The 21,169-nt window shown below is 60.8% G+C and carries 24 protein-coding genes and 1 pseudogene; 11 read left to right on the plus strand and 14 right to left on the minus strand.

Annotation, left to right across the window (positions count from 1 at the left end; genetic code table 11):
- The first annotated feature begins 4 nt into the window (after positions 1-4).
- The gene (locus PKE98_RS22160) at positions 5-313 is read left to right on the plus strand and encodes a hypothetical protein (protein WP_271197572.1); all 309 of its coding nucleotides are present in this window, start codon (positions 5-7) and stop codon (positions 311-313) included.
- Here PKE98_RS22160 and PKE98_RS22165 read toward each other — a convergent pair.
- The 3 genes from PKE98_RS22165 to PKE98_RS22175 all read right to left on the minus strand — a co-directional run bounded on the left by PKE98_RS22165 (position 295) and on the right by PKE98_RS22175 (position 1,712).
- Entirely contained in the window at positions 295-705 is a 411-nt protein-coding gene (locus PKE98_RS22165; RefSeq protein ID WP_271197573.1) for a DUF3010 family protein, read from the minus strand. The genes PKE98_RS22160 and PKE98_RS22165 overlap by 19 nt on opposite strands.
- 5 nt (positions 706-710) lie before the next feature.
- Complete coding sequence (locus PKE98_RS22170) at positions 711-938, minus strand: hypothetical protein (RefSeq protein ID WP_271197574.1); 228 nt, start codon at positions 936-938, stop codon at positions 711-713.
- Between the two features lie 72 nt (positions 939-1,010).
- A complete protein-coding gene (locus tag PKE98_RS22175; protein ID WP_271197575.1) occupies positions 1,011-1,712 on the minus strand; it encodes a YebC/PmpR family DNA-binding transcriptional regulator in 702 nt (233 codons plus the stop codon).
- Between the two features lie 270 nt (positions 1,713-1,982).
- On the opposite strand from PKE98_RS22175, the gene PKE98_RS22180 reads away from it, so the two are divergent.
- From PKE98_RS22180 to PKE98_RS22195, 4 genes are all read left to right on the plus strand, one after another.
- On the plus strand, positions 1,983-2,777 hold the full coding sequence (locus PKE98_RS22180) for a Stp1/IreP family PP2C-type Ser/Thr phosphatase (RefSeq protein ID WP_271197576.1): 795 nt from the start codon (positions 1,983-1,985) through the stop codon (positions 2,775-2,777).
- Positions 2,778-2,915: 138 nt separating this feature from the next.
- Positions 2,916-4,547 (plus strand): serine/threonine protein kinase, encoded by a 1,632-nt coding sequence (locus PKE98_RS22185; protein ID WP_271197577.1) that lies wholly within the window; start codon positions 2,916-2,918, stop codon positions 4,545-4,547.
- 98 nt (positions 4,548-4,645) lie between these two features.
- Positions 4,646-5,485 carry an FHA domain-containing protein gene (locus tag PKE98_RS22190; RefSeq protein WP_271197578.1) on the plus strand — a complete coding sequence of 280 codons (840 nt, stop codon included), beginning with the start codon at positions 4,646-4,648 and terminating at the stop codon, positions 5,483-5,485.
- Positions 5,486-5,736: 251 nt separating this feature from the next.
- Positions 5,737-6,384, plus strand: coding sequence for a hypothetical protein (locus PKE98_RS22195; RefSeq protein WP_309298767.1), 648 nt, complete (start codon positions 5,737-5,739; stop codon positions 6,382-6,384).
- Positions 6,385-6,446: 62 nt separating this feature from the next.
- On the opposite strand, the gene PKE98_RS22200 is transcribed toward PKE98_RS22195, so the two are convergent.
- From PKE98_RS22200 to PKE98_RS22215, 4 genes and pseudogenes are all read right to left on the minus strand, one after another.
- Positions 6,447-6,848, minus strand: a complete 402-nt coding sequence (locus PKE98_RS22200) for a VOC family protein (RefSeq protein WP_271197579.1) — start codon at positions 6,846-6,848, stop codon at positions 6,447-6,449.
- 207 nt (positions 6,849-7,055) lie between these two features.
- Positions 7,056-7,370 (minus strand): annotated as a pseudogene (locus PKE98_RS22205) (DUF2025 family protein); the annotation flags it as partial.
- A 193-nt stretch (positions 7,371-7,563) separates the two neighbouring features.
- The gene (locus PKE98_RS22210; protein ID WP_271197580.1) at positions 7,564-7,845 is read right to left on the minus strand and encodes a peptidylprolyl isomerase; all 282 of its coding nucleotides are present in this window, start codon (positions 7,843-7,845) and stop codon (positions 7,564-7,566) included.
- Positions 7,846-7,908: 63 nt separating this feature from the next.
- On the minus strand, positions 7,909-8,418 hold the full coding sequence (locus PKE98_RS22215; RefSeq protein ID WP_271197581.1) for an ankyrin repeat domain-containing protein: 510 nt from the start codon (positions 8,416-8,418) through the stop codon (positions 7,909-7,911).
- Positions 8,419-8,712: 294 nt separating this feature from the next.
- Here PKE98_RS22215 and PKE98_RS22220 point away from each other — a divergent pair, with 294 nt between their 5' ends.
- Positions 8,713-9,066, plus strand: a complete 354-nt coding sequence (locus PKE98_RS22220) for a PilZ domain-containing protein (protein WP_271197582.1) — start codon at positions 8,713-8,715, stop codon at positions 9,064-9,066.
- 111 nt (positions 9,067-9,177) lie between these two features.
- On the opposite strand, the gene PKE98_RS22225 is transcribed toward PKE98_RS22220, so the two are convergent.
- Genes PKE98_RS22225 through PKE98_RS22255 form a run of 7 tightly spaced genes read right to left on the minus strand, consistent with a single transcriptional unit; the run spans position 9,178 to position 15,455 of the window.
- Complete coding sequence (locus PKE98_RS22225) at positions 9,178-11,274, minus strand: flagellar biosynthesis protein FlhA (RefSeq protein WP_271197583.1); 2,097 nt, start codon at positions 11,272-11,274, stop codon at positions 9,178-9,180.
- Positions 11,271-12,410, minus strand: coding sequence for a flagellar type III secretion system protein FlhB (flhB, locus tag PKE98_RS22230; RefSeq protein WP_271197584.1), 1,140 nt, complete (start codon positions 12,408-12,410; stop codon positions 11,271-11,273). Before flhB ends, PKE98_RS22225 begins: the two co-directional genes overlap by 4 nt.
- Complete coding sequence (gene fliR, locus PKE98_RS22235; RefSeq protein WP_271197585.1) at positions 12,403-13,203, minus strand: flagellar biosynthetic protein FliR; 801 nt, start codon at positions 13,201-13,203, stop codon at positions 12,403-12,405. The genes flhB and fliR overlap by 8 nt, the downstream gene beginning before the upstream one ends.
- Before the next feature lie 5 nt (positions 13,204-13,208).
- The gene (locus PKE98_RS22240) at positions 13,209-13,481 is read right to left on the minus strand and encodes a flagellar biosynthetic protein FliQ (protein ID WP_271197586.1); all 273 of its coding nucleotides are present in this window, start codon (positions 13,479-13,481) and stop codon (positions 13,209-13,211) included.
- Between the two features lie 11 nt (positions 13,482-13,492).
- Positions 13,493-14,248, minus strand: a complete 756-nt coding sequence (gene fliP, locus PKE98_RS22245; RefSeq protein WP_271197587.1) for a flagellar type III secretion system pore protein FliP — start codon at positions 14,246-14,248, stop codon at positions 13,493-13,495.
- Positions 14,245-14,619 carry a flagellar motor switch protein FliN gene (gene fliN / locus PKE98_RS22250; RefSeq protein WP_271197588.1) on the minus strand — a complete coding sequence of 125 codons (375 nt, stop codon included), beginning with the start codon at positions 14,617-14,619 and terminating at the stop codon, positions 14,245-14,247. The genes fliP and fliN overlap by 4 nt, the downstream gene beginning before the upstream one ends.
- The gene (locus PKE98_RS22255; protein ID WP_271197589.1) at positions 14,616-15,455 is read right to left on the minus strand and encodes a FliM/FliN family flagellar motor C-terminal domain-containing protein; all 840 of its coding nucleotides are present in this window, start codon (positions 15,453-15,455) and stop codon (positions 14,616-14,618) included. Before PKE98_RS22255 ends, fliN begins: the two co-directional genes overlap by 4 nt.
- Before the next feature lie 492 nt (positions 15,456-15,947).
- On the opposite strand from PKE98_RS22255, the gene PKE98_RS22260 reads away from it, so the two are divergent.
- From PKE98_RS22260 to fliH, 5 genes are read left to right on the plus strand one after another with little or no spacing between them, the layout of a single operon-like run.
- Complete coding sequence (locus tag PKE98_RS22260; RefSeq protein WP_271197590.1) at positions 15,948-17,375, plus strand: sigma-54 dependent transcriptional regulator; 1,428 nt, start codon at positions 15,948-15,950, stop codon at positions 17,373-17,375.
- A 19-nt stretch (positions 17,376-17,394) separates the two neighbouring features.
- Entirely contained in the window at positions 17,395-17,730 is a 336-nt protein-coding gene (fliE, locus tag PKE98_RS22265) for a flagellar hook-basal body complex protein FliE (RefSeq protein WP_271197591.1), read from the plus strand.
- A 19-nt stretch (positions 17,731-17,749) separates the two neighbouring features.
- Complete coding sequence (gene fliF, locus PKE98_RS22270) at positions 17,750-19,441, plus strand: flagellar basal-body MS-ring/collar protein FliF (protein ID WP_271197593.1); 1,692 nt, start codon at positions 17,750-17,752, stop codon at positions 19,439-19,441.
- The gene (locus PKE98_RS22275; RefSeq protein WP_271197594.1) at positions 19,416-20,465 is read left to right on the plus strand and encodes a FliG C-terminal domain-containing protein; all 1,050 of its coding nucleotides are present in this window, start codon (positions 19,416-19,418) and stop codon (positions 20,463-20,465) included. Before fliF ends, PKE98_RS22275 begins: the two co-directional genes overlap by 26 nt.
- Positions 20,466-20,476: 11 nt before the next feature.
- Complete coding sequence (fliH, locus tag PKE98_RS22280; RefSeq protein WP_271197595.1) at positions 20,477-21,169, plus strand: flagellar assembly protein FliH; 693 nt, start codon at positions 20,477-20,479, stop codon at positions 21,167-21,169.

The raw sequence follows: 21,169 nt of genomic DNA on the forward strand, positions 1-21,169 counted from the left end.
CGCCATGCTGGAAAAACTCGACACCTGCCGCGCCCTGGAAGAACAACTCTGCGCCGGCCAACACTGGCCGCCGGAGCTGCGGGCGGCGCTGCATGAGCTGCTGGAAAAAATCACCCTGGCCGGGCATGAAATCAACCTGCTGAGCCTGGGCCTGTTTCTCGCCGACTTTGTGCCGCGCCATAGCCTGGACCGCGCCGAAGAGTGGCAGGAGCGGGCGGCCAAGCGCTGGCTGAGCCATAGCAAACCGCTGCTGATCGAGCGCCTGGCGGACTTTTTTATTGGCGCTGATGCGGCCTACAGCAAGCCTTCGTAAGCCAGGTCGTAGGCTTTACCCAAGTCGATGGTGGTCGGCTTCTGTGCCTTGCTGTCGCCGGCCTTGCGGTCGGTAGCTTTCATAGTGGCCGGGTGCGCGAAGTCCACCGGCACGGGCGAGCAGGCCAGCAGCACGCCTTCAAGCAAAAACGTTCCGGCGCCGCCGGCACCCTGGCCCGCTGTGGCCCGGCGGTTAAGCACCAGCTTTTCAATCTTGTTGGCCGCACAGAATGCTTGCAGCGCCTGAACAAACGCCGCCACGTCTTCGCGGGTGGGGTTCTTCGCCACGGCCAACTTGTTTAATTTTTCCGCCACCAGGCTATGGCTGGCGCGCGTGCCGCTCAGGGTGACGATGCGCGCTTCATTGGCCTTCAACAGCAGGCCTGCGACCACGCTACTCAACGTTTGCCCATCGAGCGACGCGTGCCATTGGGCGCGCGGCCCGGCTTCTTGTCGTGGTTGGACTTGTCGATGGGCTTGTAGCCCAACTGGGTTTTGTCCTGCGCGCCTTTGGCAAACGCCGAGAAGGGAAAGCTGAAACCGGCTTTCTTTTCGGCAGGGGCGGTGGTGGCATCCACTTCGCTCGGTTGTTCAGGCTGGTCGGGCGAAGGTGTTGGGGTGGTCATTGGAGGAGTCCGGGGAGGTATTAAAAGAAGAGAGCAGGCATCACGGCCAAAACCGCGATGCCCTTGGTGGTATCAGCCCGACAACCCGACGTACACGTTCTGCACGTCGTCATGGTTATCCAGCGCTTCAAGGAAGGCTTCAACTTCTTCCATTTGCGCCTCGGTCAGCGAAGTCACCGGGTTTTTCGGGCGGTAGCCCAGGCTTGCCGAGTTCACGGTAAAACCGTGGTCGGGCAGGGCGCGGCTGACGGCGTCGAGGTCGGTGGGCTCGGTAATAAACAAGGTGGCGCCTTCTTCGGCCGGCTCAAAGTCTTGAGCGCCGGCTTCGATAGCGGCTTCTTCCGGGTCGGCAGCACCTTCGGGGCTGGCTTCGATCATGCCCACGTGGTCGAAGTCCCAGGTAACCGAACCTGAAGCGCCCATCTGGCCCTTGCGAAACAGCACGCGAATTTCGGCGACGGTGCGGTTGATGTTGTCGGTCAGGCACTCAATGATCACCGGCACCTGGTGCGGCGCGAAGCCTTCGTAGGTGGCGTGGTGAAAGGTCACGGTGTCGCCCAACAGCCCCGCACCCTTCTTGATGGCACGTTCCAGGGTTTCTTTGGGCATCGACGCCTTTTTCGACTGGTGGATGGCCAAACGCAGCTTGGGGTTGAGGTCCGGGTCGGCGCCGTTACGGGCGGCGATCATGATTTCCTTGACCAGGCGGCCAAAAATCTTGCCCCTGGCGTTGGCGGCGGCTTCTTTAGGTTTGGCTTTCCACTGTGCGCCCATTGCTGGCTCTCTTGCTCTGACGGGTAAGTAAGGCTCGTGGCGCGGTTTAGGGCTGCCTGGGGGCAGGAAAACCAGGGCGACGAAATAAGGTTGCCGATTTTAGTCGGTCTGCCGCCGGCTCGCACCCCCTCAAATCGAGTTGCCTGTCGTATGGCCAAGGCTCGACTGTTTAACACTTTTGCGTAAAAGCGATGACAGGGCTCTAGCAGGGTCGCATCATTCAGCGTCCTTTTTCCTACAACTTACTTCGAACCGGACTGCCAACGGCTTATGCCCACTCCCTTTGCTCCCGTCTCGCTTGGCTATGCGGCCCTCTCGGTCAGTGGCCGGGTGCGCTCGCACAACGAAGATGCGGTGCTCTGCTGCCCGGCCCTGAGCCTGTGGGCGGTGGCCGATGGCATGGGTGGCCACCAGCGCGGTGAAGTGGCCAGCGCATTGGCGCTGGACACCCTGCTCGAAGCGGTGCAACAGGGCGAAACCCTGGAGCGCGCCGTACACAGCGGCAATGCCGCCATTATTTGCGCCGGTGAGCAGGACGCCGACTCCGCAGGCATGGGCACCACCCTGGTGGCTGCCAAATTCACCGGCGCGCAGTTCGAACTGGCCTGGGTCGGTGACAGCCGCGCTTATCGCGTGAGCGGGCAGGGCATCGAGCAGGTCAGCCGCGACCACAGCCTGGTGCAGGAGTTGGTCGACAGCGGCCAGCTCAGCCCGGCCGAAGCGCGCAATCACCCGCGCCGCAATGTGGTCACCCGCTGCCTGGGCCAGCCCGAGCTGGAGCTGGAAGTCAGCCTGGTACAGGGCACGCTGGCGCCAGGCGAGTTACTGCTGCTGTGCAGCGATGGCCTTACCGGCGAAGTACGCGATGAGCAGATTCAGCAGCTATGCGCCGCTGCGAGCACCCTGGACGAGTTGGTGGAACAGTTGATTGCCCGCGCCAACGAGGCCGGTGGGCGCGACAATATTTCGTGCATCGTGATCGGCCTCGCAGTCGTGGAACAAATCGGCGCGAATCAGCGCCCGCAAAGTTTCCTGCGGAAACTTTTGAATCTAGGAAAACTCTGACAATTTGTTGGAAAATGCCCCGAATCTCAGAGAATGTTCGCTGAGCGCATTTATGAACCAACGGGCGGCACTGCCGACGCTCCACTCGCCCCTGACCTAGAGCCTTCGGGCTGATAACTACAAGACACGCACCTTCTTATGAATGACAGCTTGCTAGAAATTCCCGGTTACTCGGTGCACGGCCGTTTGGGCAAAGGCGGCATGGCCGAGGTGTACCTGGCCACCCAGGAGTCGTTGCATCGCCAGGTGGCGATCAAGGTGCTGCTCAGCGCCGACGACGAAGCCTTCAGCAAGCGCTTTATCAAAGAAGGGCACATCGTTGCCTCGCTGCATCACCCCTCGATCATCACCATTTATGACATCGACCAGCTGCCCGATGGCCGTTATTACCTGGCCATGGAGTTTGTCGCCGGTGGCGATCTGGCCCAGCACAAGGGCGAAAAAATCGAGGCGCAACGCGCGCTGACCATCGTGCGGCAGATCGCCAGCGGCCTGGCCGTAGTGCATGACAAAGGCATGGTGCACCGCGATATCAAGCCGGCCAATATCCTGTTCCGCGCCGATGGCACGGCGGTAATTACCGACTTTGGCATCGCCAAGGAACTGGACCTCAACAGCGAACTTACCCACTTCAATGTCGCCGTCGGCAGCCCGGCCTACAGCAGCCCCGAGCAGGCCCAGTGCGAACCGTTGGATGCGCGCAGCGATATCTACAGCCTCGGCGTGATTCTGCTGGAGATGCTCACGGGCACTAACCCTTACAAGGGCGCCAGTTACACCCAGACGGTGATGAATCATGTACAGATGCCCGCGCCGGAGTTGCCCGATCACCTGCGCCACTACCAGTTTTTGCTCAACCGCATGCTGGCCAAAGACCCGAATGACCGTTTCGCTGACTGCCATGTGCTGTTGGCCAGCCTCGCCGAACTCAATGAGCAAGACCTCGACCACACCCGCCTTGCCCCGGTGGTGCAGCTCAAGGTCAAGGACAAGCCCCGGGGTGTCGCCAAGCTGGCGGTAGCCAATGCATCGGATGCGACTGTGCCGAAAGCCCAGCAGGGCAAATCGAAGCTGTGGATGGTGGCGTTGGGTCTGCTACTGGTGGTCGGCGCCGGCGGCGTGGGTGGTTACTACTACCAGCAACAGCAGAAAATCACCGAGTTTTTAACCCAGGGCGAACTGAGCCTGAACGAAGGCAAGCTGGTTGACCCGCCCGAGCACAACGCCGACTACTTCTACCGCCAGGTGCTGCTGATCGACCAGAACAACAGTGACGCCCTCGATGGCCTGCAGCGGGTGCTGCAAGCGCGCATCGCCAACAGCCTTAACCTGGCGCAAAAGGCCGCCAGCGAAGACAAGCTGCTGCAACCCGAAGGCAACAATGCGGTGTTCTACTACCAGCAAGTGCTGGGCTGGTCGCCGGGCAACGAGCAGGCGCTTACCGGTTTGCAGGCAGTGGCCGAGCGCTTTTTTGACTTGAGCGAAGTGGCCTACGACAAGTTGCAGTTCGACCAGGCCTTGCAGTTGGTCAAGAGCGGCCTGGAAGCCCAGCCCGATAACGAGAAATTGCTGAAAAGCCTGGACGGCCACGACGAGCGCGTGCGCAAAACCCAGGCAGCCATTGCGGCACGCGCTGCAGCGAAGAAAAAGGCCGCTACGGCCGCCGTGGTGCCGGTGCGCAATACCGCCCCCAGCAGTGCGCCGGCTGCGCCAAGCGAAGAAAAAAATCCGAACGTAGTCAAACGCTTGTGGAATAAACTCTTCAACTAGTGGCAAAGTGATACTTCGCTTGCGTAACGCCCCGGCGGGCGGTGCGCGGGGGATTATCTGGCCTCCGCTGGCTGTCATTTCTCAAGGTCGTGCCGTATATGCTCAGGATTCATTTCAGCGACAACCGTCAGGCCCCTATCTGGTTGGTCGACGAGCGTTTCACCATTGGCCAGGACAGCCGCAACAATCTGGTGCTGGCCGACACCGACATCAGCCCCTTCCACGCGGAAATCCGCCAGGACCACGGCCTTTACTACCTCACCGATTGCGGCACGGCCGCCGGCACCTTCGTCAATGGCGAACGGGTGAACGCGCGCTATCAGTTGCGCTCGGACGACATCGTGCGCCTGGGCAGCCTGGAACTGACCCTGATCGACCCGGCCAAAAGCAAACCCAAGCCGGCCGCCGCGCGGCGCTGGTTCTTGCAGGTAATTACCGGTGAGCAGCACCAGGGGCACAAATTCCACGTCACCGGCTCGATGACCTTCGGGCGCTCGGTGAAATGCGAAATGTGTTTTGCCGACCTGGAGCTGTCGCGTCGCCACGCTGAGTTTTTCCTTAAAGACGAAGTGCTGGAAATCAAGGACCTAGCTTCGGCCAATGGTGTGTTTGTAAACCACCAGAAAGTCGGCATGGCCGTGCTGCAACCGGGCGACCAGGTGCGCATGGGCTCGGTCACCTTGCTGGTGATTGGCCCGAAGGTAGACGTAACCCAGACCGACGACGAAGACGCCACGCTGTTTATGACCGTGGTCAAACCCACGGCGGTGAAGCCCGCGGTTCAGGCGGCGACGGTCAATCCCATGAAAGTGGCTGCTGCCAATGCCGCTCAACAAGAAGAAGTGATTGAAGCGCGCCCGTTGAACAAATTGCTGCTTGGCGTGCTGGCGGTGGTGCTGGCGGCCGGCGGTGCGTTTGCGGTGAAGACGCTGCTCTGAGGCCGTGAGAGGGTGTGCCGCTTTTCGTAGGGTGCGCTTGGCGCACCTTGCGATTTCTGCGCGACCGCAACGGTGCGCAGAGCACACCCTACGAGCTTGAAAAGCACCTAACCAACTGATAATTAATATATTTCACCGCTATCATTCCTATCGATGACAGCTATCGCGAGCGTTCACTTTTTAATCAGCTGGCGATCCGTAAGATTGGCCCCGTACTCACTTACGCCACCCCAATCTTCTGGAGCACCATCATGAAATCTCAAGCATTCGCCGCACTGTTCATCGCTGGTCTGTTCACCCTGCCAGCTGCCCACGCCGAAAGTGGCGCTGACCGTCTGCAACAAGATCACCGCATCGCATACGAAGGCGGCTACATGGTTCTGGACCGTGTTGCCGAAGGCGGCGCAGAACGTTTCAACCGCGTAGCCGAAGGTGGTGCCGATCGCACCAACACAGTTGCTGAAGGCGGTGCCGACCGTACCAACACCGTTGCCGAAGGTGGCGCAGAACGCTTCAACCGCGTAGCTGAAGGTGGCGCTGATCGCACCAACACTGTTGCCGAAGGTGGTGCTGACCGTACCAACACCGTTGCTGAAGGTGGTGCTGACCGTACCAACACCGTTGCTGAAGGTGGTGCTGACCGCACCAACACTGTTGCCGAAGGTGGTGCTGACCGCACCAACACTGTTGCCGAAGGTGGTGCTGACCGTACCAACACTGTTGCTGAAGGTGGTGCTGACCGTACCAACACCGTTGCTGAAGGCGGTGCCGACCGTACCAACACCGTTGCTGAAGGCGGCGCAGAACGTTTCAACCGCGTAGCTGAAGGTGGTGCCGATCGCACCAACACCGTTGCTGAAGGTGGTGCTGATCGTCTGCAAGCGCACACCCTGGCCTGATTCTCGGCCAGGTTTCACCCCTTCAAAGCCCGGCACTGGCCGGGCTTTTTGTTGCCCGGCGTTCAGGCAGCCGCTTCGTCCTGCATGGCAACCAACTCCCAGATATGCCCGTCCAGGTCTTCAAAGCCATGGGCATACATAAACCCGTAATCCTTCGGCTCGCTCAAGGTGCGCCCACCGGCGGCCTGCGCTTTGCTCACCAGGTCATCCACGGTTTCGCGGCTCGCCACTGCCAGGCAGGTCAGCACTTCACTATGGGTTTTGGCGTTGCACAGAGCCTTGGGGGTAAAGCCCTGGAATTTTTCCTCGGTCAGCAGCATGGCGTACATGTGCTCGCCCAGAATCATGCAGGTGGCGGTGTCGTCGGTGTATTGCGGGTTGAAGGTAAAGCCAAGCTCGGTAAAAAAAGCGATGGCCTTGGGCAGATGCTTTACCGGCAGGTTGACGAAAATGTCCCGAACCATGGTGGTCACTCCTAAGTGTCGGGGCGCTGGGTTCAGCGCCTACAACCCTGGTCGAATGCCAGCGCGGCAATTCGACAGGGCGTAGCCATTTATTTAGCCCAAGGCGGGTTACAGCAGGGTAATGGTGGGCAGCCGTTCGGCTGATTCGTGGTGGGTATGGCCGTTTTTGCAGGAGCCGTTCCGGCAGTCGCCGCTGCAGGTTTTTTGCAAGCGGCGTTCGGCGCGAATTTCTGGCAGGTCGCGACGGCGCATGTACACGTGCAGCTCAGGTGCGAGGTCGAGGCGGTCGTCGATGTTCTGGTCCAGAAGCAGTTGCAGGCAATCGCGGCTTAGGGTCATCAGGTCGCCTTCGACCTGCACCCAGACGAATTCGCAAGTCGGGGTAATACTGCTTTCCACCACGTCGAGGCCAAAGGAGTCCTCGCTGAAGCGCACCAGGTGCTGGCCGGTTTTCGTGTTGAAGCCAACAAAACCCTTCAGGTTGTCGGCGGCGGTGCAGATGCTTGCGGATGTAAGTTTCATGCTGACCTCATGGGCTAAGACGTGTGAGTCGCACGGTTATACGGCGGCCCCCACGGCATCCACTTGCCACAGGTCAATATGCAATCAATGAGAACGTCTTGCGTTTAAACCGCCCGTCGGCCGCTCGAAACGCGCAAACAAAAACGCCCCGGGCGCGCTTACGTAAAGCACACCCGGGGCGTTGGCGGCAGGATCAGTCCTGGCGGCTGGTCACTTCCAGCAAGTGGTAGCCGAACTGGGTTTTCACCGGGCCCTGCACCACGTTTACCGGCGCGCTGAACACCACGGTGTCGAATTCTTTAACCATCTGGCCGGGGCCGAACGAGCCGAGGTCGCCGCCTTGACGGCTGGACGGGCAGCTGGAGTTGTCTTTGGCAACCTGGGCGAAGTCGGCACCGCCTTCGATAGCGGCCTTCAGTTCATTGCACTTGGCTTCGCTGGAAACCAGGATGTGGCGGGCGGTGGCTTTAGGCATGGCAGAAACTCCTTATAAGAAAGGCCACGAGCCTACCCGAATTGCCAACGTATTCAACCCGCATCAGACCGTTTGCAAACGTTCCAGCGCTTGCGCTGTGTTCATTCGTTGGGCCAGATCCAGCGCGCTCAGGCCGCCCTGTTCGCGCGCCTGCTGGTTGGCGCCGTGGGCCAGCAGCACGTCGATGGCCGCGCCCTGGTTGAACATGGCCGCCATCATCAGCGCGGTTTTACCGTCCGGGGTGGCGCCTTCCACATCGGCGCCCTTGGCCAGCAGCAGCTCCAGCATCGGCAGGTTGCCTTTGAACACGGCGCCGGCCAGCGGCGTTTGCCCGTTGTTATTGCGCAGGTCCGCGTCGGCGCCGTGGTCGAGCAGCATGGCCACCGTTTCCAGATGGCCGTGGTAGCTGGCCAGCATCACCAGGCTGTCGCCCTTGTGGTTGCGCAAGTCGGCGGGCAAACCCTGCTGCAGCAACGCCTGCAGCTCGGCCGTGGCGCCGCTTCTGGCCGCGTCGAAAACACGTTCGGCAAAGGCCAGGGTTTCATCATCGAGGGCGGGGAGGGTGTCGCTCATGGGGCTGCTCCGTGCAAAGGCTGAATGCGGTATGGGAGGCAGCTTAGCCGTCAGTAGCACGCCGGGCTTATTGAGATTGTTGATGGCAGCGATGGGGAAACCGGCGATGGCCAAAAAACGCTGAAAAAAAATGATCAGGCGTTTAATTGTTTCGCGCGTTGGGTCGCCTTTTCCTCTGTGGCCTGTTTTTTCACCAGGCTCTGAGGAGTTGCCTCGCAGCGTGCGAGGTGTGGTCGAAGACTGCCGTGCGGTGCTGCCAGGAAGGCGGGCCGGTGGGGAATACAAGAACCAAGCATGCGCCAACACACTCGCGTCACCTTTCGGCCTGCCAACCGTATGCAGGTGCTTCTTCGCAATACTGAAGATTCGCTGGGCCTGATCGCGGACATTTCCGCCGGCGGTTTTCGGCTGATGTCCGAACTGCCGATTCTGGTGGGGCAGGTGTATGCCGTAAGCATCGAAGTGCCCATCAGCGCCGCGCGCTTTCGCCTGGTGGAGGCGTCGGTGATTTGTCAGTGGTCACGCAAGACCGGACGCTCGGGACGGTTTGAGCAGGGCTTTGCGTTAAGCGAACCGGCGCAGGCGTATACCGATCTGGTGGATTCGTTGAAGGCGACGTTGGTGCTTTCGCGGAGCCAGAAAGTGTGAGGCCCGGCCGGCTGCCAATCACGTAGGGCGAATATCCGCATAGCGGATATCCGCCGTTACGCCGGTGTGTATCGGCGGATATCGCCCGAGGCGATATTCGCCCTACGCCGTCTAACCGAGGCTTCCGAGAATATTGACCGCCACCTTCTCCGGAATCTCATTCTGCGAAAGCACATGCAGCCCCGGGCTAAACACCCGCGCATAGCGCGCCAGCAGCGGCCGTAACTGCGGCATCACGGTCAGAATCGGCGGATGCCCATCCTTGCGCAGTTTTTCCTTTACCACCGGCATCGCGTTCTGCAATTGGTTGAGCAAATTGGGCTCCACCGGAATATTGTCCAGGCTCACCGGCCCGGCTTGCTGGGCAATGCTCAAGGCACTGAGCAAGGTGTTTTCCAGGGCGTTCTCCAGCACAAACACCGACAGCTCCCGACGCTCACCGGCAATGCCGCCGACAATGCTGCGGCGCAGCGCGTAGCGTACGTCAGAGGCCAACAGCACCGGGTCTTTGGTGGTTTCGCTGCCTTCGAGCAGGGTGGTGGCAATGGTGACGATATCTTTGAGCGGTACTTCTTCGAGCAGCAATTGACGGTACACCTTGTGCTGCTGGGTAAAACTCAGCGCACCCTTGAGGTGTTCGGCCAGCTTGGGAGCCTGCACGGCCAGGCGTTGCATCAGGTGGTCGACGTCGTCGTGTTTGAAGATTTCCGGCAGGTGTTCGCGTACCACTTTGTTCAGGTGGGTGGCAATCACGCTGGCGCAGTCGATCACCTGGTACCCTAGGTTGAGGGCGCGGGGTTTATCGGCCGGCAGAATCCACACCACCTGCATGCGGTACGCCGGGTCGGTGCCGAGAATGCCGTCTATTTCGCCGTATAACTCAGCGCCTGGAATCGCCATCAAACGATCGGCATGCAGCTCGGCGCCGTCGATGCGTTCGCCGTTGATATGAATGTTGTACTGCGCCGCCTTGAGCCGCAGGCTGTCGCGAATCTGCACTTCGGGCAGCAGAAAGCCGAGGCTTTCCGACAGCGTCTGGCGAACCCCGCGCACCCGCTGTGGCAAGGGCGAGCCGGACGCTTCGTTAACCAGCCCCACCAGCTTGTAGCCCAGCGAAATCGACAGCCGTTCCACCAGCGGAATATCTTCCCAGGCCAGGTTCTGCGTGCGCTCCTGGTCCATGGCTTTGCTGATGGCTTCGGCCTGTTCCAGGGTGGCTGCTTCCATCGGCGGCTCGGCACGGGCCACGCGCCAGGCGATAAAACCGATCAGCGCGGCAAAGCCGATAAAGGCGATATGCGGCATGCCCGGCACCAGGCCGAGAATCAGCACAATGCCGGCCACGGTGTACAGCAGCGGCGGCGAGGCCAGCATCTGCTTCTGCACCAGGCTGGTGATTTCCGCCGATTCGTTTACGCGGGTAACGATAATGGCCGCGGCGGTAGACAGCAGCAGCGCCGGAATCTGCCCGGCCAGACCGTCACCGATGGTGAGCAAGGCGTACTGGCGGAAGGCTTCGCCGGCTGGCAGGTCGTACATCATCACGCCGATGGCCACGCCGCCGAACAGGTTGATCAGCAGAATCAGAATGCCGGCCACCGCATCGCCGCGCACGAACTTGGAGGCACCGTCCATGGCGCCGTAAAAGTCGGCTTCCTTGGATACATCGGCACGCCGCTGTTTGGCTTCGTCCTGGGTGATCAGGCCAGCGTTCAGGTCGGCGTCGATGGCCATCTGTTTGCCGGGCAGGGCGTCGAGGGTAAAGCGCGCTGTCACCTCGGAGATGCGCTCGCCACCTTTGGTGATCACCATGAAGTTGATGATCATCAGAATCACGAACACGATCATGCCGACGATAAAGTTGCCGCCGATCACCACCTCACCAAAGGCCTCGATCACCTTGCCCGCGGCGTTGGTGCCGGTATGGCCGTCGAGCAATACCACCCGCGTGGAGGCCACGTTCAGGCACAGGCGCAGCAAGGTGGTGATCAGAATCACCGTTGGCAGCAGGGAGAAATCCAGCGGCCGGCGCGACGACACGCTCACCAGCAGCACCAGAATCGCCAGGCCGATGTTGAAGGTGAACAACACATCCAGCAGCAGCGGCGGCAGCGGCAGAATGATCATCGCCAGCACGGCCAGAACCAGCAGCGGAATGGCGATGCGGCCGCTCTTCAAGGTGAGGGTCAGTTGCTGCAGTAGGTTCATGGTGATACTCGGCTCAGCAATTCATCGGGGATTTCAAGGTTGCGCGCCAGTACCGGCGCGCTGCGGCGCCCTTGGCGGTGAGCCTTGAGCTGCAGGATGTAGGTCAATACGTGGGCCACGGCCTTGTACAGCTGCGCCGGGATCTGTTGGTTGACCTGGGTGGTGAAGTAAATGGCGCGCGCCAGCGGCGGCGCTTCGATCACGTCCAGTTGGTGGGCGTTGGCCATCTTGCGGATATACAGCGCGGTTTCATCCAGGCCCTTGGCCAGCACAAAGGGCGCCTGGGCTTTCTTCGGGTCGTACTTGAGCACCACGGCAAAGTGCACCGGGTTGACGATCACCACGTCGGCTTTCTTGATCACGCGGTTGATCTGCCGCTGCGCGAGCTGGCGCTGTACCTGTTTGATCCGCGCCTTGACCTCGGGGCGGCCTTCCTGGGTTTTGTGTTCTTCCTTTCGCTCCTGCTTGGTCATACGCAGCTTTTTGCGGAAGAAGAAAAACTGCAGCGGAATGTCGATGACGGCAAACAGGATGAACACCGCCATCAGCACCAGAATCAGGTCGTAGGTCATGCTGAACGCGCTGCCGATGGCGGTGGGCAGGTCGCTGCGTTGCAGGGCGATCAGCTTGGGCACGGCGTGAATGATCTGCAGGTACGCCACCGTAACCAGCACAGCAATCTTGGCCAACGACTTGAGCAACTCCACCCAGTTCTGCATGCCGAACATGCGGCCCAGGCCACTGATGGGGTTGAGCTTGCTGAGTTTGGGGCTGAAGTTTTTTGCCGAAAACACCCAGCCGCCGGGGACCAGGCTGAACAGCACTACCAGCACCGGAGTCAGCAGCAGCGGCAATAGAATCTGCATAAACAGCAGCAGGTTGTGGGTGAGGATCAGGTCCAGGTCGTCCAGGCCCATTTCGCTGTGGCGCAGGTCCAGGTACGCCAGGGAAAAACTCTGGCGAATGCCCTCGTAGAAATACATCGCGCTGAACTTCAGCACCACCAAGGTCACCATCAGCGAGATGGTGGTGGAGAGGTCTTTGGAACGCGCGCTCTGGCCGTCCTGCTTGCTCTTTTTCAGCTTCTGCTGGGACGCGTCTTCGGTCTTTTCCTGGGCGCTATTCTGTTCAGACACGCGCACCTCCACGCAGCAACTGGCCGATGTTATTCAGCAACTCGCGGCTCAAGTGCAGGTAGCTGTCGGGCAGGTTGGGCAGGGTGAGGTAAATGCACAGCAGGCCCACCAGAATCGACATCGGAAAGCCCAGTGAAAACAGATTGAGGGTCGGCGATACGCGGTTGAGCAGGCCAAAACAGAACTGCACCAGCACCATGCAGAACACCAGCGGCAGGGTGATCAGCACTGCCGCTGCCAGCACCCAGCTCAAGGCGTAAATCACTGTTTCAAAGCCGTCGTAATGCAAGCCGCTGCCCACCGGCCAGTAGATAAAGCTCTGGTACAGCACGCTGACGGCCAGCAGGTGGCCGTCGATGGCGAAAAACAAAAACACCAGTAGCACGAAGTACAGCTGGAACATGATCGAAGAGGACGACACGCCATTAATCGGGTCGTTGAACACCGCCATGCTCAGGCCCAACTGGGTCGACACCACATCGCCCACCAGGGTGAACACGGTAAACACCAGCTGCAGCGCAACGCCGAGCAGAATGCCGATGGCGATCTGCTCCAGGGCAGTGAGCAGGCCTTTGGCCGACAGCGGGTCGATGCTGTCCATGCGCGGCAGGGCGGTGGCCAGGGCCAGAGTGACGGCCAGAGCCAGCAGAATGCGCACCTGCTTGGGCAGCGCCTTGTGGCTGAAGATGGGCGCCATGCTGAACAGCGCCAGAATCCGGCAGAACGGCCACCAGTACACCTGCATCTGCTGCAGGTAATGGCCGGCCTGAAAGATCGATTCGCTGGCAGGCATGGCAGTCAGCCGACCATCCCGCCAGCGTTCTTGAAGGTCTGAATAAACAGGTCGCACAGCGTGCGCACAATCCAGTGGCCGGCAAACACCAGCATGCCCAGGGTAATCAGCAGGCGCGGCAGAAAGCTCAGCATTTGTTCGTTGATCTGCGTGGCAGCCTGGAACACGCTGACGATCAGGCCGCCAACCAGGCTCGGCACCACCAGCACACAGACGATCAACGCCACGATATGCACGGCGTTGGCCACAATCTCTACAGCGCTTTCGGGCGTAATCATCCGGGCCGTCCCTAAAATGGCTGCACGCTGGAAGACAGCGTGCCCATGGTTAATGCCCAGCCGTCGACCAGCACAAAGATCATCAGCTTGAACGGCAGCGAGATCATCATCGGCGACAGCATCATCATGCCCATCGCCATCAGCACACTGGCCACCACCAGGTCGATGACCAGAAAGGGGATGAAAATCATGAAGCCCAACTGAAAGGCGGTTTTCAGTTCGCTCAGCACGAAGGAGGGCAGTAGCAGGCTGAAGTCCAGGGTGCTGAGGTCCTCCGGCACGGTTTCACCGGCCAGGGCCACCATGGTGTCCAGCGCGCTCTTGCTGGTTTGCGCCAGCATGAATTTCGACAGGGTGGCCTTGCCGATGGAAAGGCTTTGGGTGAGGGTGATCTGGTCGGCTTCGAACGGCACATAGGCGGTGCTGTACACCTCCTGCCACACGGGGCGCATCACCAGCATGGTCAGGCACAGGGCAATGCCGATCAGCACGTTGTTCGGCGGGCTCTGCTGCAAGCCGATGGCCTGACGCAGAATGGCCAGCACGATGATAAAGCGGGTAAAGCAGGTCATCATCATCAACATGGCCGGCAGAAAACCCAGCAAGGTCATGACGATCAGAATCTGCAGCTTGACGCTGACTTCCTGGCCATTGGCCGTGTCATTCAGGCTCAGCAGCGAAATCTCGCCCCCGGCCGCCTGCGCCGCCAGCGGGCACAGGGCCGCGAACACAAGGCCGAGCAGGGCGAGGGCGCGGCGGGCTGTCATGGCTTGATATCGCTGATGCCGTTGCCGCATAGCTCGACGATGCGCAAGCCGTAGCTGCCGTTCATCACCACCACTTCGGCCTTGGCGAACAGCGCGCCATTGACCTTCACATCCAGCGGCTCGCCGGCAAGTTTGTCGAGCACGATCACGCTGCTGGCATCCACATCCATCAGCTCCTTGAGCGAGATTTCGGTAGAGGCCACTTCCAGGGTGACATTCACCGGAATGCGGCCGAAGAAACTCAGGTCCTGCTGCGGCAAGTGCGCGCCGCTGTCCTGGCTGCTGCTGGTGTCGGCGGCGGTGCTGGCGGTGGCCAGATCGTCGTCGTTGATCAAAGACTCGAAATCGTTATCCGAAAGTTGGCCGTTCATGGGGTTTTCACACTCTCAAGCGAGGTAACAAAGAGGGAGCCGTCTTCTTCGAAGAGGGTGCCGCGGAAGAGTTTGTGCTGGTTGATGCGCACCTCGGTGTGCTCCAGCAGGCGCACCATGAGGATGTCGTTGACCTGCAAGGCGAGCACCTGCGACAGCGGCATCTGCAACGCCGCCACCACACATTCCAGGCGCACCGGCAGGTGCTGGATATGCTTGGCCGGGTTGCCCGCCAACGTGCTGCTGGCCGGGCCGCTGAGGCGCGCGGTCAGCTCGTCGACCAGTTGGTTATCCAGATAAAGGAAGATCGAAGACTGGGTGCCGGACAGGTGACTCAAGTACGTGAACTCGGCCACGTACTCCCACACCGCCGGGTCGAAATCGTTTTCGTGCGGGGTGAGGTTGCCCAAGGTCGAGCCCGAGAGCAGGGCGCGGGCGAAGATCTGGGTGACGTCGATACCCAGGCGATTGCGCATGCGCTGCTCGGAGGTGCTCACCGGCGGTGCCTCTTCGCTGGGCAGGCCGGTACCGCCGTAGTAGCACTCCAGCGCCTCGGTCAACAGCGGGCGGTCAATGGCAAAACCGACCTTGCCGTAGATGGACTTATATATACAGTCCGGGTCGCTTGCGCGCTCTTCCAATACATCAACTTTAACCAGCTCCAGGTTGATGCGGTAATTGCGAAGAAAGTAGTCGCCAATAATGCGCGGGTATTTGCTGGCCACCTCGAAGATGTGCTGAGGAATCTTGTGGTAGTGCCGTCCAAGTTTGTGCGGTTTCAACCGCGTCAAACTTTCCGCAGGCACGCGGTGATGGACTTTAGAGTGACCAGTCATAGTTAAGGCCATATTCCTGAATTACCCGCAGAACCCACCTGATGATCTCTGCAGAAGATTCAGGGGTGCTGATGCGTGGCTACCGAAATGGTCGGCGGCGCAAACGCGACATAGCCGCGCAAACCCGATGGGGCTGCTCTGGCATGGGGTGGAGTCTGGCGTGAGAGGGGTGAAAATTTAAATCAATAGAAATCAAATGCTGTTTTTGACAGGCATTGCGCCCGCTTGATTTTAATTAAGAACAAGTAATTTCGTGAATTGCGTCACTGTTGTGTAGGGTATTTCCTACGAGCTGATCTGCGACGTACATACGACTTGGCGAGTTGCACGAAAGTTCAACTGCGGCGCTTAAAAAGTTTACCGCGCAGATGCAAATGGCGACCCTGGTGACAGAAGTATTAAAGGGTTATTGAAAAAATATTTCGTGCTACCCGTTCACACTTGCGTGCCGTTATAAACAGCTGCAAGTGCATGAGCGACCACCACAGGTAAATGACCTTGAACAGTCTTAGCCCCGCACAGCATTACACTTCACGCGTGCACTTCGAAGTGCCTGCAGTTTCCCGCCATGTGGTGGTGATCGGGCATGGCGACGAAGCCAGTTACGCCCTGTTGCGCCAGCAGTTGGCCGACCAGGGTTGCCGCGTTCGGCGCTGTGCCAGCTTTGTGGAACTGGACGCGCCAGCCCTGGCTGCGGCGAGCCTGGTGTTCGTATTTGTCAGCGGCCAGAACGCCGCCGACCTCTATGCCCAGGCCGGCGCCTTGCTGCGCCAGACCGGGCAGATCAGCCTGGTGCCCATCGTCGAATACGCCGACCAGGAAAAGGCCGCCGCGCTGTTGGAACTCGGTTGCGTCGACTACCTGCTGGCCCCGTTCAGCGAAAGCCAAGTGGCCGCACTGCTGCGCCGCCAGGAACACGCCAGCAATGCCGAAGAAGGCTTTGTGTCCTGCTCCCAGGCCGGCCGCCGGTTGCTCGCCATGGCGCAACGTGTAGCCCTGACCCGCGCGCCCATTCTGATTACCGGCGAAACCGGCACCGGCAAGGAATTGATGGCGCGCTATATCCATCGTTTCTCTACTAACGGCGAGCGGTCTGCCGCCGATGCCCCCTTTATTGCCGTCAACTGCGCCGCCATTCCGGAGCAGATGCTCGAGTCCATTTTATTTGGCCACGAGCGCGGCGCTTTTACCGGTGCGGTCACCGCACAACCCGGCAAATTCGAACTGGCCAACGGCGGCACCTTGCTGCTGGATGAAATCGGCGAATTGCCCCTGGGCCTGCAAGCCAAGTTGCTGCGCGTGCTGCAAGAACAGCGCGTGGAGCGCCTGGGCGGGCGCAAGGAAATTGCCCTTAACGTGCGCATCGTCGCCGCCACCAACCGCGACCTGCAGGCCGAAGTCGCCGCTGGGCGCTTTCGTGCCGACCTGATGTTTCGCCTTGACGTACTGCCCCTGCATATCAGCCCGCTGCGCGAGCGCAAGGAAGATGTGCTGCCGCTGGCGCGCCGGTTTATTCGCCAATACGCGCCGCAGGAAAACAGCGACAACCTGCTGACCGCCGAGGCGTGCCAGGCCTTGCTCACGTACGACTGGCCCGGCAATGCCCGCGAACTGGAAAACACCCTGCAACGCGCTCTGGTGCTGCGCAACGGCCTGTTTATTCAGCCGCGCGACCTGGGCCTGAACCTCGACAGCCTGCCAGCGGCCGAGCCGATGTTCGCCGTTTTGCCCCCCGGCGAAGGCGGCAAGGCGGCCTTGCGTGCCAGCGGCAAGTGGGCCGAATACCAACATGTGATCGACACCATCCGCCGCTGCGGCGGCCATAAAACCCGTGCCGCCGCGTGCCTGGGCATGACCACTCGCGCGCTGCGCTACCGCCTAAATGCCATGCGTGAGCAAGGCGTGCAGGTGCCGGTTTAACACGTCAGGGAGAAACAGCATGAGTGCCATCAACACGGTTCAACAGGGCTTGCTCAGCCAGCTCAATCAGCTCAGCCAGATTGCCGAGGGCGAGGCCATCCGGCCTGCCATGCAGCTGCCGGGTACGCAACAACAACCCAGCATCGGCGCCTCCTTCGAGCAGGCCCTGCGCGCGGTGGATGCCGAGCAGGTGAAAGCCAGCGCATCCATGGCCGCCGTTGATAGCGGCGAAAGCGAAAACCTGGTGGGCGCCATGATCGATAGCCAGAAAGCCAGCTTGTCCTTCACCGCCTTGCTGCAAGTGCGCAACAAGCTCAGCGGTGCCTTCGACGACATCATGAGAATGCCCCTTTAACGGGGTGGGATAAGCCAACGTGCTAGCGCAAATCAAAAGCCGGCTGCCGGCCAATTTCAAACTTGATCCACGCCTGTCCTTGCTGGGCATGGCCGCCGTGGCGGCGGTGATTGCCGTGGCGGTGGTCTATTCCCTATGGCGTGACAACGATTCCTTCCGCCCGCTCTACGGCGCTGGCGAAGGCTTTCCGGCCGCCGAAGCCATGCAGGTGCTGGACGCCGAAGCGCTGCCGTACCACCTGCACCCGCAGAGCGGGCAGATTCTGGTGCGTGAGGCGGACCTTTCGCGGGCGCGCATGCTGCTCGCGGCCAAGGGCGTAAAAGTGGCGGTGCCGGCCGGCTACGAGCTGTTCGACAAGGAAGAGCCGCTGGGCACCAGCCAATTCGTACAGGACGTGCGCCTCAAGCGCAGCCTGGAAGGGGAACTGGCGAAAACCGTCATGGCCCTCAAAGGCATCGACCACGCTCGCGTGCACCTGGCGCTGGAAGAAAGCAGCTCCTTTGTGGTCAACCACCGCGCGCCGGCCAAAGCCTCGGTGATGCTGCAGCTCAACCCCGGCTACAAGCTCAAGCCCGAGCAGGTCGCCGCCATCGTCAACCTGGTGGCTGCCAGCGTGCCGCAACTCAAACCCGAAGACGTCAGCGTGGTCGATCAGCATGGCGCGCTGCTCTCGCGCGGCATCGGCGCCTGGAGCGGGCCGTCGCAGAACTGGGAAGTGGTGGACGACTACCAGCAAAAAGCCGTGGCCAATATCGAGCAGGTGCTGGCACCGATTCTGGGCAACGACAACTACCGCATCAGCGTGGCCGCCGATATCGACTTCAGCCAGAAGGAAGAGACCTTCCAGGCCTACGGCGAGGCGCCGCGCATGCGCAGTGAAGTGATACGCGAAGAAACCACGCTGGACCAACTCGCCCTCGGCGTACCGGGTTCGCTCAGTAACCGCCCGGTGCCGACGCCGGCCGACCCGAAAGCCACCGACCCGAAAGCGGCAAACACCGCCGAAGCGCTGAAAACCGAGAACAAGGCGGCCACCTCGACGCGCAACGAAAGCACCCGCAACAACGATTTTGACCAGAGCGTCACCCATATCAAATACCCCGCATTCGCCCTGCGTCAGCAGAGTGTGGCGGTGGTGCTCAATGCCGCAAACGCCGCCGAAGGTGGCTGGACCGACAAGGCCCGCAGCGACCTGGAAGCCATGATCAAAAGCGCCGTCGGCTTTAACGAAAAACGCGGCGATAGCGTGACGTTGAGCGTGTTCCCGTTTACCGCAGGCGAGCTGGCCCCGGCCGAAGAGTTGCCGTGGTGGGAGAAAGACTCAGTGCTGGCGCTGATCAAACTCGGTGTGTTCGGCCTGATCAGCCTGCTGTTGTTGCTGATGGTGGTGCGCCCTGTGGTGCGCAACCTTACCCAGCGCACGCAACTACCGGCGCTGCCCGATGCCAGTGACCCCGACCTGATGCTGGCCCGTGAAGGGGAGCGGCGTATGCACCTGAACCCCACCCCACGAGCCGAGGATGCGCTGCACGGCATCAACATCCTTGGCGAGCTGAATCCGCTATCGGAAATCCGCCTACCAGCGCCGGGCTCCGGCCTGGAGATGCAGGTGGAGCATTTGCAGATGCTGGCGAAAAACGACCCCGAGCGCGTCTCGGAAGTGATCAAACACTGGATAGGCCGAAATGACCGAGATCTCAAACCCGCCTAACGACGGCCGTGCCCTCAAGCCGCGCCCTGCCGCCCGTGCGATCAATTCCATGGAGCAGGCCGCGATTTTGATGCTGAGCATGGGTGACGACATTTCCGCCGGCGTGCTCAAGCACCTGACGCGCGAAGAAATCATTGGTATCAGCCAGGCCATGGCGCGCCTGTCCAATATCAAGCAGCCGATGGTCTCCGATGTGATCGGCCGTTTTTTCGAAGACTACAAAGAGCAGAGCAGCATCAAGGGCGCCTCGCGCCATTACCTCTCCGGCATGCTCGGCAAGGCCTTGGGTAGCGACATTACCCGCAACCTGCTGGACAGCATCTACGGCGAAGAAATTCGCGCCAAGATGGCCAAGATGGAGTGGATCGACCCACGCCAGTTTGCCGCCTTGATCGCCAAGGAACACGCGCAGATGCAGGCCGTGTTCCTGGCTTTTCTGCCGCCGGGCATGGCCACCGATGTACTCGAATGCATGCCGGTGGAACGCCAGGACGAGCTGCTGTATCGCATCGCCAACCTGAGCGAAGTGAACAGCGACGTGATTGCCGAGCTGGAACAGTTGATTGATCGCAGCCTCAGTGTGCTGTCCACCCAGGGCTCGCAAGTGCGCGGGGTCAAACAGGCGGCGGACATCATGAACCGCTTCAAGGGCGACCGAAACCAGATGTTCGAGCTCTTGCGCGCCCACAACGAAGGCCTGGTGACGCGCATCGAAGACGAGATGTACGACTTTTTCATCCTCTCTCGGCAAAACCAGGACGTGCTTCAGGTGCTGCTCGAAACCATTCCGCTGGAAGAGTGGGTGGTGGCCCTCAAAGGCGCGGAGCCGGCGTTGGTCAAAGCCATTCAGGGGGCGCTGCCCAAGCGCCAGGCGCAGCAGATGGAATCCATCAGTCGCCGCCAGGGCCCGGTGCCCTTGAGCCGCGTGGAGCAGGTGCGCAAAGACATCATGGCCGTGGTGCGCGAAATGTCCGCCGAAGGCGAGTTGCAGGTGCAGTTGTTCCGTGAGGCCACTGTCGAATGAAGCCGCCACTGATGAAGGCCAGAGTGCTCAAAGGCGAAGGCCGCAACTGGCGGCCGTATCGTTTTCCACCTCGCTGCAATGCGTTGCCCGGCGGCGACTGGAACGGCGACCCGGCGCAGTTGCAGCGCGCCGTGGCCGACGGTTTTCAGCAGGGCCTGGAAAAGGGCTATCTCGAAGGCCTGCAACAAGGCCAGGACGCCGGCCAGCGTGAGGGCTTTGAACAGGGCCGCCAGGAAGGCCTGCGCAACGGCCGCGAAGAAGGCCGCGCTGACGGTCGCCAAGCCTTCGATGCCGCCGCCCGGCCACTGGATGCGCTGGCTGCCGAGTTCCAACGCTTTGCCCAGGACTTCGAACGCTCGCAGCAAAAGCAATTGCTCGAGCTGGTGGAAAAGGTCGCCAAGCAAGTGATTCGCTGCGAGCTGACCTTGCACCCGACCCAACTGCTGAGCCTGGCCGAAGAGGCGCTGGCCGCCATGCCGGGCGAGCAGGGCGACGTGCAGATTCTGCTCAACCCCGAAGAGTGCGCGCGCATCAAGGAACTGGCCCCGGAACGGGCCAGCGCCTGGCGGCTGATTCCTGATGAACGCTTGGGGCTAGGCGAATGCCGCGTGGTCACCGCGCAGGCCGAAGCCGATATCGGCTGCCAGCAGCGCCTGGACAGCTGCATGGAAACCCTCGCTGACCACGTGCAAGGCGAGGCCTGA

The organism is Pseudomonas turukhanskensis (genome assembly GCF_027922365.1).
Lineage (GTDB): Bacteria > Pseudomonadota > Gammaproteobacteria > Pseudomonadales > Pseudomonadaceae > Aquipseudomonas > Aquipseudomonas turukhanskensis.

Bases quoted from the DNA above. Each gene is read 5' to 3' on its own strand.
- PKE98_RS22160 (WP_271197572.1), top strand. From the start codon at position 5: ATGCTGGAAAAACTCGACACCTGCCGCGCCCTGGAAGAACAACTCTGC.
- PKE98_RS22170 (WP_271197574.1), bottom strand. From the start codon at position 938: ATGACCACCCCAACACCTTCGCCCGACCAGCCTGAACAACCGAGCGAA.
- PKE98_RS22175 (WP_271197575.1), bottom strand. From the start codon at position 1,712: ATGGGCGCACAGTGGAAAGCCAAACCTAAAGAAGCCGCCGCCAACGCC.
- PKE98_RS22180 (WP_271197576.1), top strand. From the start codon at position 1,983: ATGCCCACTCCCTTTGCTCCCGTCTCGCTTGGCTATGCGGCCCTCTCG.
- PKE98_RS22185 (WP_271197577.1), top strand. From the start codon at position 2,916: ATGAATGACAGCTTGCTAGAAATTCCCGGTTACTCGGTGCACGGCCGT.
- PKE98_RS22190 (WP_271197578.1), top strand. From the start codon at position 4,646: ATGCTCAGGATTCATTTCAGCGACAACCGTCAGGCCCCTATCTGGTTG.
- PKE98_RS22195 (WP_309298767.1), top strand. From the start codon at position 5,737: ATGAAATCTCAAGCATTCGCCGCACTGTTCATCGCTGGTCTGTTCACC.
- PKE98_RS22200 (WP_271197579.1), bottom strand. From the start codon at position 6,848: ATGGTTCGGGACATTTTCGTCAACCTGCCGGTAAAGCATCTGCCCAAG.
- PKE98_RS22210 (WP_271197580.1), bottom strand. From the start codon at position 7,845: ATGCCTAAAGCCACCGCCCGCCACATCCTGGTTTCCAGCGAAGCCAAG.
- PKE98_RS22215 (WP_271197581.1), bottom strand. From the start codon at position 8,418: ATGAGCGACACCCTCCCCGCCCTCGATGATGAAACCCTGGCCTTTGCC.
- PKE98_RS22220 (WP_271197582.1), top strand. From the start codon at position 8,713: ATGCGCCAACACACTCGCGTCACCTTTCGGCCTGCCAACCGTATGCAG.
- PKE98_RS22225 (WP_271197583.1), bottom strand. From the start codon at position 11,274: ATGAACCTACTGCAGCAACTGACCCTCACCTTGAAGAGCGGCCGCATC.
- fliR (WP_271197585.1), bottom strand. From the start codon at position 13,203: ATGCCTGCCAGCGAATCGATCTTTCAGGCCGGCCATTACCTGCAGCAG.
- PKE98_RS22240 (WP_271197586.1), bottom strand. From the start codon at position 13,481: ATGATTACGCCCGAAAGCGCTGTAGAGATTGTGGCCAACGCCGTGCAT.
- fliP (WP_271197587.1), bottom strand. From the start codon at position 14,248: ATGACAGCCCGCCGCGCCCTCGCCCTGCTCGGCCTTGTGTTCGCGGCC.
- fliN (WP_271197588.1), bottom strand. From the start codon at position 14,619: ATGAACGGCCAACTTTCGGATAACGATTTCGAGTCTTTGATCAACGAC.
- PKE98_RS22255 (WP_271197589.1), bottom strand. From the start codon at position 15,455: ATGACTGGTCACTCTAAAGTCCATCACCGCGTGCCTGCGGAAAGTTTG.
- PKE98_RS22260 (WP_271197590.1), top strand. From the start codon at position 15,948: ATGACCTTGAACAGTCTTAGCCCCGCACAGCATTACACTTCACGCGTG.
- fliE (WP_271197591.1), top strand. From the start codon at position 17,395: ATGAGTGCCATCAACACGGTTCAACAGGGCTTGCTCAGCCAGCTCAAT.
- PKE98_RS22275 (WP_271197594.1), top strand. From the start codon at position 19,416: ATGACCGAGATCTCAAACCCGCCTAACGACGGCCGTGCCCTCAAGCCG.
- fliH (WP_271197595.1), top strand. From the start codon at position 20,477: ATGAAGGCCAGAGTGCTCAAAGGCGAAGGCCGCAACTGGCGGCCGTAT.